Source organism: Paractinoplanes deccanensis (assembly GCF_016862115.1).
Classification (GTDB): Bacteria; Actinomycetota; Actinomycetes; order Mycobacteriales; family Micromonosporaceae; genus Actinoplanes; species Actinoplanes deccanensis.
Map to the genome: position 1 here is coordinate 23,068 of NZ_BOMI01000151.1, position 9,342 is coordinate 32,409.

The 9,342-nt window shown below is 70.4% G+C and carries 7 protein-coding genes and 1 tRNA gene; 1 reads left to right on the forward strand and 7 read right to left on the reverse strand.

Annotation, left to right across the window (positions count from 1 at the left end; translation table 11 throughout):
- Positions 1-2 precede the first annotated feature (2 nt).
- The 7 genes from pknB to Ade02nite_RS37725 all read right to left on the reverse strand — a co-directional run bounded on the left by pknB (position 3) and on the right by Ade02nite_RS37725 (position 8,875).
- Entirely contained in the window at positions 3-1,856 is a 1,854-nt protein-coding gene (gene pknB / locus Ade02nite_RS37695; protein WP_203774282.1) for a Stk1 family PASTA domain-containing Ser/Thr kinase, read from the reverse strand.
- On the reverse strand, positions 1,853-3,193 hold the full coding sequence (locus Ade02nite_RS37700) for a serine/threonine-protein kinase (protein WP_203774290.1): 1,341 nt from the start codon (positions 3,191-3,193) through the stop codon (positions 1,853-1,855). The genes pknB and Ade02nite_RS37700 overlap by 4 nt, the downstream gene beginning before the upstream one ends.
- A 2-nt stretch (positions 3,194-3,195) precedes the next feature.
- Positions 3,196-4,692 carry a peptidoglycan D,D-transpeptidase FtsI family protein gene (locus Ade02nite_RS37705; protein ID WP_203774292.1) on the reverse strand — a complete coding sequence of 499 codons (1,497 nt, stop codon included), beginning with the start codon at positions 4,690-4,692 and terminating at the stop codon, positions 3,196-3,198.
- Positions 4,689-6,146: an FtsW/RodA/SpoVE family cell cycle protein gene (locus tag Ade02nite_RS37710; RefSeq protein WP_203774294.1), complete on the reverse strand. Its 1,458-nt coding sequence runs from the start codon at positions 6,144-6,146 to the stop codon at positions 4,689-4,691. Before Ade02nite_RS37710 ends, Ade02nite_RS37705 begins: the two co-directional genes overlap by 4 nt.
- 79 nt (positions 6,147-6,225) lie before the next feature.
- Positions 6,226-7,605, reverse strand: a complete 1,380-nt coding sequence (locus Ade02nite_RS37715; protein WP_203774296.1) for a PP2C family protein-serine/threonine phosphatase — start codon at positions 7,603-7,605, stop codon at positions 6,226-6,228.
- Complete coding sequence (locus tag Ade02nite_RS37720; RefSeq protein WP_203774298.1) at positions 7,602-8,087, reverse strand: FHA domain-containing protein FhaB/FipA; 486 nt, start codon at positions 8,085-8,087, stop codon at positions 7,602-7,604. The genes Ade02nite_RS37715 and Ade02nite_RS37720 overlap by 4 nt, the downstream gene beginning before the upstream one ends.
- Before the next feature lie 5 nt (positions 8,088-8,092).
- Positions 8,093-8,875, reverse strand: coding sequence for an FHA domain-containing protein (locus Ade02nite_RS37725; protein WP_203774306.1), 783 nt, complete (start codon positions 8,873-8,875; stop codon positions 8,093-8,095).
- A 197-nt stretch (positions 8,876-9,072) separates the two neighbouring features.
- On the opposite strand from Ade02nite_RS37725, the gene Ade02nite_RS37730 reads away from it, so the two are divergent.
- Positions 9,073-9,155, forward strand: a tRNA-Leu gene (locus tag Ade02nite_RS37730).
- The last annotated feature ends 187 nt before the right edge of the window (positions 9,156-9,342 follow it).

Consider the following 9,342-nt stretch of genomic DNA (forward strand, 5'->3'; position numbering starts at 1 on the left):
CGCTAGTCCCGGCGGTACGCCAGCAGCGAGTCGCTGATGACGCCGCCTCCCGTGCCGCCGCCGTTGCCGTTGGCCGGCGGCGTTGTCGTGGTCTGACCCGGGTCGGGCGTGTCGCTCGGGTCGGGCTCGCCGGTCTGCTCGGCGATGACCGTCAGGGTGACCTTGCCGCCCTTGGCGATCGACTCGCCGGCCTTCGGGTTCTGGTCGACGACCGTGCCCGGCACACCGTTCGGGTCCTCGACGGTCTGGATGCTGACGTTGAACGGCCCGGCGTTGTCGAGGATGCCCTCGGCCACCGCCTGCGGCTGGTCGGTCACCTTCGGCATCTTGACCAGCGAGCCGTCCGAGACCGAGACGTCGATCGTGGTGCCCGGCTCGACCGTGCGGCCCGACTTCTCCACCTTGGTGACGATGCCGGCCTGCTGGACGCTGGGCACCGTCTTGAAGTTGGGCGTCAGGCCCAGCTCGCGCAGGCGGGTGTTGGCGTTGTCCTTCGTGCCCCCGACCAGGTTGGACGGCACGGTCACCTCGTCCGGCTTGGTGCACAGCTGGTAGCGGATCTCGGTGTCGACGGTGACCTTCGTGCCGGCCTTCGGCGTCTGCGTCTCGACCGTGCCGTCGCAGTCGGTGTCCTGGCGCGGCTTCTCGGCCGAGACGTTCTTGAAGCCGGCCTGCTCGAGCTGCTGGATCGCGTCGTCGTTGCTGAGGCCGTCGAGGTCGGGCACGGCGACCAGCGCCGGCGTCGACTGGGTGGGCGTCGGCGTGGTCGTGGGGTTGTCGTCCTGCCGGGTCATCGCCAGCGCCACGCCGAGCACGATCACCACCAGCACACCCAGCGCGGCCAGCGAGGCCCACACCCACGACGAGCGACGATCCGGCGGCCGCGGCGGCGGCGCGCCCGGGATGGGCCGCTGCATGGTCGTCGCGGCCTGGGGCTGCCACTGCTGCTGCGGACCCTGCTGCAGGGCCATGGTCTCGGCCTGCGACATCACCGGGGTGGCCAGCACCGGGCGGCCGGAGACGGCGCGCAGCGCGTCAGCGCGCATCTCCTGGGCGCTCTGGTAGCGGTTGAGCGGGTTCTTCGCGAGCGCCTTGAGCACGATCGCGTCGATGTCCGGCGGCACCTCACGGTTGATCTCGCTGGGTGCCCGCGGGTCCTCGCGGACGTGCTGGTAGGCGACGCTGACCGGGCTGTCGCCGACGAACGGCGGGTGGCCGACGAGCAGCTCGAAGAGCACACAGCCCGCCGCGTACACGTCGGAGCGGGCGTCGACCGCCTCGCCGCGCGCCTGCTCGGGCGAGAGATATTGCGCCGTGCCGATCACCGCGCTGGTCTGCGTCATGGTGGTCGCGCCGCTGGCCAGGGCCCGCGCGATGCCGAAGTCCATGACCTTGACCTGGCCGTTCTGGGTGATCATCACGTTGCCGGGCTTGATGTCCCGGTGGATGATCCCGTGCCGGTGGCTGAACTCCAGGGCCGCGCAGATGTCGGCGATGATCTCGAGGGCCCGGCGCCACGGGATCCGCTGCTCCTGGGCCAGGACCTCCTTGAGGGTCCGCCCGTTGACGAACTCCATGACGATGAACGGCAGCTTCTCGCCGGTGGCCGACACCTCTTCGCCGGTGTCGTAGACGGCGACGATCGCCGGGTGGTTGAGGGCCGCCGAGTTCTGCGCCTCGCGGCGGAACCGCTCCTGGAACGTCGCGTCGCGGGCCAGGTCGGTGCGCAGCATCTTGATGGCCACGTCGCGGCCGAGCCGGAGGTCACGTCCACGGTGCACCTCGGCCATGCCGCCGTAGCCCAAAAGCTCGCCGACCTGATACCTGCCACCGAGCAGGCGGGCCTGCGCCGTCATAGCGTCTGTCGTCCTTCGTTCGCTCGAATCCAGCCGGGGTTGGCGCCCGTCTGTGTGGTTAGACGGTACGACGCCGCGGGCGGTGCCCCGCCATCGACGCCCGTGTGGACGACGGCCGCACTGATCAGCGCGCCGCTGCTGCCGTTCTGCGTTTCCTGTCCCTGTTTGAGCAGGAACGAGATGACCCCCGCGCAGAGCAGGACCAGCAGTGCGAGGACCACGGCGAGCACGATCAGCACCTGCCGCCCGCCGGAGCTCTCCGGCTTGGCGGCGGGTGCCGGCTGTGGTTGATACGGCTGGCGGTAGGGCTGCGGTTGAACCGGCGGCCCGGATGGGACGGACGCCGCACCCCGCGCGCCCGAGACGGGCCGCTGGGTCGGCGGGTAGGGCGCGTGCGGCGCCCCGGCGACCGGGGACCCGGGCATGGCCGGGCCGGACGGCGGCCGCGGGAACCCACCGGCCGGGCTGACCGGCGGCGCGCTGCGCACCGGCTGGCCGGCGGGCTGCGCGGCGGTCGTGGCCAGCGACGCGGCGGCCTGGCGCGCGACGGCGGCCATCGCCGACGCGGAGGGCCAGCGCGCGGACGGGTCCTTTGCCATGGCCCGGTCGACGATGGTGCGCACGGTCGGCGGGATGTCGCCGGGCAGCGGCCGCGGCGTGTCCCGGACGTGCTTCATGGCGATCTCCAACGGCGTGGCGCCGTCGAAGGGCCGGTGCCCGGAGAGGCACTGGTAGGCGACCACGCCCAGCGCGTACACGTCGGAGGCGGGCGTGGCGACCGCGCCGGAGGCCTGCTCCGGCGAGATGTAGGAGGCCGTGCCGAGCACTGAGCCGGCGACGGTGAGCTGCCCGACCAGCGCCGAGCGCGCGATGCCGAAGTCGGTGAGCACGAGCGTGCCGTTCGGGCGTACCAGAAGGTTGCCGGGTTTGACGTCGCGGTGCACGATGCCGTTCGCGTGCGCGGCCTGCAACGCGTCGGCGGCCTGCGCGACCAGCGCCATCGTGCGCGCGGGGGTGAGCCGGCCGACCCGGCTCAGCGTGCGCGACAGGGCATCGCCCTCGACGTACTCCATCACCAGGAACGCGAGCTGCTGGTCGCTGCCGTAGTCGTAGACGTCGACGACCCCGGGGTGGTTGATCGTGGCCATGGTGCGCGCCTCGCCCCGGAAGCGCTCGGCGAAGCCCGGCTCGTCGAGCAGCGCGGGCAGCAGGATCTTGACGGCGACGGTCCGGCCCAGCACCTCGTCGGTGCCGCGCCACACGTCGCCCATCCCGCCGCCGGCGATCCGCTCGTCGAGACGGTAGCGCCCGCCGAGGGTCACCCCAGGGCTGATCATGCTCAGTCCCCTCCCCGACCGGCCGCGGCCTTCATGATGAGCCCGGCGATGCGGGCAGCCTCGGCGCTCGCGTGGCCGCCGGGCACGTTCTCCAGCATGACGCAGACCGCGGAGACCGCCTCGCCCTTCTCGTTGTAGGCGAAGCCGATGAACCAGCCGTGCGGGTCGGCGCCCTCGGCGTTCTGCGCCGTACCGGTCTTGCCGCCGACCTCGAAGCCGCTGATCCGCGCCTTCTTGCCGGTGCCGTTCTCGACGACGCTGACCATCATCTCCTTGAGGTCCGAGGCGACCGACTCGTTGATCGGCGTCCGCAGCGTCTTGGGGTCGGCGTTGTAGATCGTGCGGCGGTCCGGGCTGAGCAGCTTCTGCACCAGGTAGGGGCGCATCTGCTTGCCGCCGTTGGCGACCGTGGCCGCCATGAGCGCGCCCTCCAGCGTCGTCATCCGCACGTCGCGCTGGCCGATCGACGACTGGGCCAGGGCGCCCTTGTCGGTGCTGCCGTCCGGGTTCTTGATGTCGCCGGTGTGGCTGGCCGCCACCGGCAGGCCGCTGCCCTCGAGGTTGCCGACGGTGAGGCTGTCGTCCTCGAAGCCGAACGCCTTGGCCGTCTCCATCACCTTTTCCCGGCCCAGCGTGACGCCGAGCCGCGCGAAACCGGTGTTGCAGCTCTCGGTCAGCGCCTCCTTGAGGGTGACCTGGCTGCCGGGGCAGACCTCGTCCTCGGCGTTGTGGATGACCGCGCCGCTCTCCTCGTACGTGCTGCCGGCCTTGATCTCGGTCTGCTGCGTGTAGCCGTTCTGCAGGGCGGCCGCCGAGACGATCACCTTGAACGTGGAGCCGGGCGGCAGCGTCTCGGCGGTCGCCCGGTTGAGCAGCGGCTGGTCCTCGTCCTTGTTGAGCTTGTTGTACGCCGCGGCGGCGGCCTTCTCGTCGTGGCTGACCAGCGGGTTCGGGTCGTAGCTCGGGATCGACACCATGGCCTGCACCGCGCCGGTGCGCGGGTCGATCGCGACCGCCGCGCCCTTCTCCACGTCGCGCTGGTTGTTGAGCAGCTGCTTGTACGCGGTCTCCTGCGCCGTCGGGTTGATCGTCAGCACGACGTTGCCGCCGCCGGTGTTGTTGCCGGTGAACATGTCCTTCACCCGGTCGGCGAAGAGCTTGTCACTCTCGCCGGAGAGGAAGTCGTTCTCGCTGTTCTCGATGCCCGTGGCGGCGAGACCCACCGGCCGGTAGCCGAGCACCGGCGCGTACGCCTCCTTGCGCGGGTAGACGCGCAGGTACTTGAGCGTGTCGTCGGTGACCTTGTTGGTGGCCAGCCCGATGCCGCCCGCCTCGATCACGCCGCGCGGGCGTTCGTACTGGGCTACTACGACCCGGCGGTTGTACTCGTTGGTGCGGTAGTCGTCGGCCTTGTAGGCCTGCACCCAGTTGAGATTGGCGAAGAGCAGGCCGAAGAGCACGAGGATGACCACGCCGGCCCGGCGAAGGGGTGCGTTCACGGCTTGATCACCTCCGTCATGGCGCCGTGGAGCTGGGTGGGGGCTTTCTTGGGTCCGCCGGGGCGGTCGACGCCGCCGCCGCTTGCCGCGGGCCCCCGCGCCGCGTTGGAGATTCTCAGAAGCATCGCGATCAGTAGCCAGTTCGCCATCAACGAGGAGCCGCCCGCCGAGAGGAACGGCGTGGTCTGACCCGTCAGCGGGATGAGTCCGGTGATGCCACCCAGGATGACGAAGACCTGCAAACCGAGGGTGAACGCCAGGCCACCGGCGACGAGCTTGCCGAACGAGTCGCGCACCGCGAGGCCGGCGCGCAGGCCCCGCTCCACGATGAGCAGGTAGACCACCAGCAGCGCGGAGAGGCCGAACAGGCCGATCTCCTCGCCCATGCCGGCGAAGATGAAGTCGGTGCGCACCTCGGGCACGAAGCCCGGCGAGCCGGCGCCCGGCCCGGAGCCGAACAGCCCGCCCGTGCCGAGCGCGAGCAGGCCCTGCACCAGCTGGTAGCTGCCGCCCACCCGGTCGTAGTTCTCCGTCGCGAACGGCTCGAGCCACACCTCGGCACGGTCGTAGAAGTTGGCGAACGGGCCGCCGATCGAGGCGCCCAGCAGGTAGGCGATGTAGACGCCGCCGAAGAACAGCAGCAGGCCGATGATCAGCCAGCTGGCCCGCTCGGTCGCCACGTAGAGCGTCACCACGAACAGCCCGAAGTACAGCAGCGCGGTGCCCAGGTCCTTCTCGAAGACCAGCACCAGGAGGCTGAGCAGCCACACCGTGACGACCGGGCCCAGGTCGCGGCCGCGCGGGAAGTCGATGCCGAGGACCCGGCGGCTGGCCAGCGAGAGCACCTCTCTCTTGCGGACCAGGTAGTACGCGAAGAACGAGACCAGCGCCAGCTTGGCGAACTCACCGGGCTGGATCGAGAACGAGCCCACCCGGATCCACAGCTTCGCGCCGTTGATCTCCGACAGGCTCGACGGCAGCACCGCCGGGATCATGACGAGCACGATGCCGACCAGGCCCAGCGTGTACGCGTACCGCGAGACGACCTTGTGATCGCGGATCACCAGCAGCAGCACCGCGGCGAGGATGAGCGCGCCCAGGGTCCAGGCGAGCTGCCGGCCGCCCGTGCCGGCGAAGAACCCGGGCTCCGGCTCCTTGTTGGCGATCGCCCGGGCCAGGTCGAGCCGGCGCAGGAAGCCCACGCCCAGCCCGTTGATCAGGGCGACCGCCGGGATCAGCACCGGGTCCGCGTAGGGCGCGGTGTAGCGCACCACCACGTGCAGCCCGAGGAACAGGACGCTGAGCAGGGCCGCGGGCACCCAGAACGTCGAGGTGACCCGATCGAACTGGTTCGCCTCCACGATCGCGCCGTACGCGGCGACGAGCACCATGGCGAACGCGAGCAGACCCAGCTCGGCGTTGCGCTGGGTCTTCATTCCCGGGATACGCGACATCTCACCCGTGGTGCTGGGTGTGGGAGCCGGTACGGCGGGCGCGGTCAAGAGGTATCCCCAGACGTTGTCGAGCCGGAGCTCAGTTGACGGTCCGGCACCCGACCGGATCGACGACCGGGGGTGCGGACTCGGTCACCTGAGCAGACGGCGGGAGTACGGAAGCTGCGGAGGACTGCACCGTGGGCGCCGGCGGCGCAGCGGTGGTCGGCGCCGATGTCGGCGCGGCCGTCGCCGTGCTGCACAGCGGTTTGAGGTTCGGATTCGACGGTACGTCGTCGGTGAGCTCGGTCAGCATGCGCTGGGCGTCCGGCCGGTCCGCGGCGTGGATGCCCTGCCGCACCCGGTCCTGCGCGACCGCGGTCAGGTCGTCGAGGCGGGTCGGGCTGGTCTCGTTCACCGTCGACAGGTCGAGGCCGGCGATCTGACCCGGCACCCCGCGGAAGATGGCGAGCTGACCGGCGTCGGTCGCGCCGACGTAGTACTGGTCCTGGGTGTACTGATAGCCCAGCCAGAGGCCACCGCCGAGCACGCCGAGCAGCAGCAGGACCAGCAGGCTGGTGCGCACCGGGTGCCCCTTGGGCTCCGGCTCCTCCGGCTGCTCCGGCTCGGGCTGCGGCTGCGGCGGGCGCGGGGCCTGCAGCGCGGCGGCCCGCGACGCGGGGGTGGAGCTGTCGGCGACCGTGTTGTTGCCCCGGTCGATCGCGGCGGCGCCGCCCACGACGGGAGCCTGCTCGACGATGTCCGCGTCGGTCGCGTCCGCGATCACCACGGTGATGTTGTCGGGGCCGCCCCCGCGCAGCGCGAGCTGCACGAGGCGCTCGACGCACGCCTGCGGATCGGCGATCTCGCGCATGGTCTGGCCGATCGTGTCGGCGCTGACCACGCCGGAGAGGCCGTCGCTGCAGATCAGGTAGCGGTCGCCCTTGAGCACCTGGCGGACCGAGTACTCGGGGTCGATGTCCCGGCCGTCGAGGGCGCGGGTCAGCAGCGACCGTTGCGGGTGGCTGCTCGCCTCCTCGGGGCTGACACGCCCCTCGTCGACGAGCATCTGCACATAGGTGTCGTCCTTGGTGATCTGGGCGAACTCACCGTTGCGCAGCAGGTAGGCACGCGAGTCACCGATGTGCACCATGCCGAACTTGCTGCCCGAGAAGAGCACCGCGGTCAGCGTGGTGCCCATGCCCTCGAGCTGCGGGTTGGCGTCGACGGTGTCGCGCAGATGTTGGTTGGCGAGGCCCACCGCGTGACGCAGCGCGTCCACCAGAGCGTCACCGGGGACGTCCTCGTCGAGCGGCGCCATCGCGGCGATGACGATGTTGGAGGCGACGTCACCGGCGGCCATGCCGCCCATCCCGTCGGCGACAGCAAGCAGCCGCGGCCCGGCGTAGACGGAGTCCTGGTTCAGGTCTCGGATCAGACCGCGGTCGCTCTGGGCGGCGTAGCGCAGGGTCAGGGTCATGGCCGTAACTCGAGTGAAGTGCGACCGATGCGGATCGGTACGCCAAGGGGGACGGGAGTGGGTCCGGAGACCTTACCGCGGTCGAGGTACGTGCCGTTCGTCGAGCCGAGATCCTCGACGAACCACTGACCGTCCCGCGGCACGAGCCGGGCGTGCCGAGCGGAGGCGAAATCATCGGTGATGACGAGGGTGGAATCCTCGGCACGCCCGATCGTGATAGGTGCCTCACCCAGCGTGATGCGCGTGCCGGCCAACTGACCGGCGGTCACCACGAGTTGCCGAGCCGCCTTACCGCGTTTGGCCTTCGCCGGCGGCGGACCCGAGGGCACCGTGCCACCCACCCCCCGAGGGCTGGCGACGATGCCCTTGGACCGAACCCCGGCGAAGAGATCCTTGCGGATCACCCCCACCACCGTGAACACGAAGATCCACAGAAGGATGAGGAAACCGAACCGGGCGACGGTGAGGACGAATTCGGGCAAGGTCGCTAGCCGTCCACTCGGAAGGTGAGCGTGGTGGTGCCGAGCTGGATCATGTCGCCCGGGTTGAGCGCGACGGCCGACACCCGCTGGCCGTTCACCATCGTCCCGTTCGTCGACCCGAGATCGGTCAGCACGACCTGGTTGCCGTCGTAGTCGAGCCGCGCGTGGCGGCGCGAGATGCCGACGTCGGGCAGGCGCAGGTTGGCCTGGTCACCACGGCCGATCACCGTCGAGCCCATCTGCAACGGGTAGGTGCGCCCGTCACCGGAGATGAGCCCCACGGAACCACGCCCGTTCGGCGCGCCGTGCTGCTGGTAGCCACCCTGGTCGTACGGCGGGTACTGCGGGCCCGCGTCGTACGCCGGCTGCTGCACGGGGGCGACCTCGCCACCCGTGTAGACCTCGGCGGTCACGCGGAACATGCCCGTGTCGAGCCCGTCGCCACGCTCGATCTCGACGATCACGTCTCCGTAGACCGTCCAGGCCTGCTCGCCGATGAACTCGGCCTGCGACTGGGCCAGCTCCTGGGCGAGCGCGGCGGCGTAAGGCGCCAGCCGGCTGTGGTCGTAAGGTGAGAGGTCGATCACGTAGCGGTTCGGCACCAGCGTGCGGCCACCGGCGAGGATGGCCTTGTGCGCCTCTGCCTCCCGCTGCATGGCATTCAGAATCTCCACCGGGTGCACGACACCCTTGAACACCTTGGCGAAGGCCCCCTCGACCAGGCCTTCCAATCGCTTCTCAAAGCGCTGCAGCACGCTCACCGGCTCCTCCTCGGCTTCCGAGGACATGATGGTATCCGGCCGCCGCTTGCGCATCTGTAGCTCAAGGACGACCGGCACTTCTGACCCTCGTATGACACCCGTAGACGCCGTGCTAGTCTTCTCGGCGTCACAGGCGATATCAACTCGCATGGTGACCAGCGACAGCGTAGTCTGTCGCAGCTAGTAACAAAAAGGCAGGCCTTCGGGCCGGTCTTTTTGGCCACGGGGATGTGGCGGAATGGCAGACGCGCACGGTTCAGGTCCGTGTGTCCGAAAGGACGTGGGGGTTCAACTCCCCCCATCCCCACGAGTCGAGGGCGCCGAGTGTCCGCTGAGAAGCGCGGACCTCGGCGCCTCGTCATATCTACCTGGGGGGCGACCCCCCAGACCCCCACGGTGCGGTGGTTGCGCTGAGTGCGGTGGTCGCGCTGAGTGCGGTGGTCGCGCTGGGTGCGGTGGTCGCGCTTAGTGCGGTGGCGCGCTGGGTGCGGTGG

Bases quoted from the DNA above. Each gene is read 5' to 3' on its own strand.
- pknB (WP_203774282.1), bottom strand. From the start codon at position 1,856: ATGACGGCGCAGGCCCGCCTGCTCGGTGGCAGGTATCAGGTCGGCGAG.
- Ade02nite_RS37700 (WP_203774290.1), bottom strand. From the start codon at position 3,193: ATGATCAGCCCTGGGGTGACCCTCGGCGGGCGCTACCGTCTCGACGAG.
- Ade02nite_RS37710 (WP_203774294.1), bottom strand. From the start codon at position 6,146: ATGTCGCGTATCCCGGGAATGAAGACCCAGCGCAACGCCGAGCTGGGT.
- Ade02nite_RS37715 (WP_203774296.1), bottom strand. From the start codon at position 7,605: ATGACCCTGACCCTGCGCTACGCCGCCCAGAGCGACCGCGGTCTGATC.
- Ade02nite_RS37725 (WP_203774306.1), bottom strand. From the start codon at position 8,875: ATGTCCTCGGAAGCCGAGGAGGAGCCGGTGAGCGTGCTGCAGCGCTTT.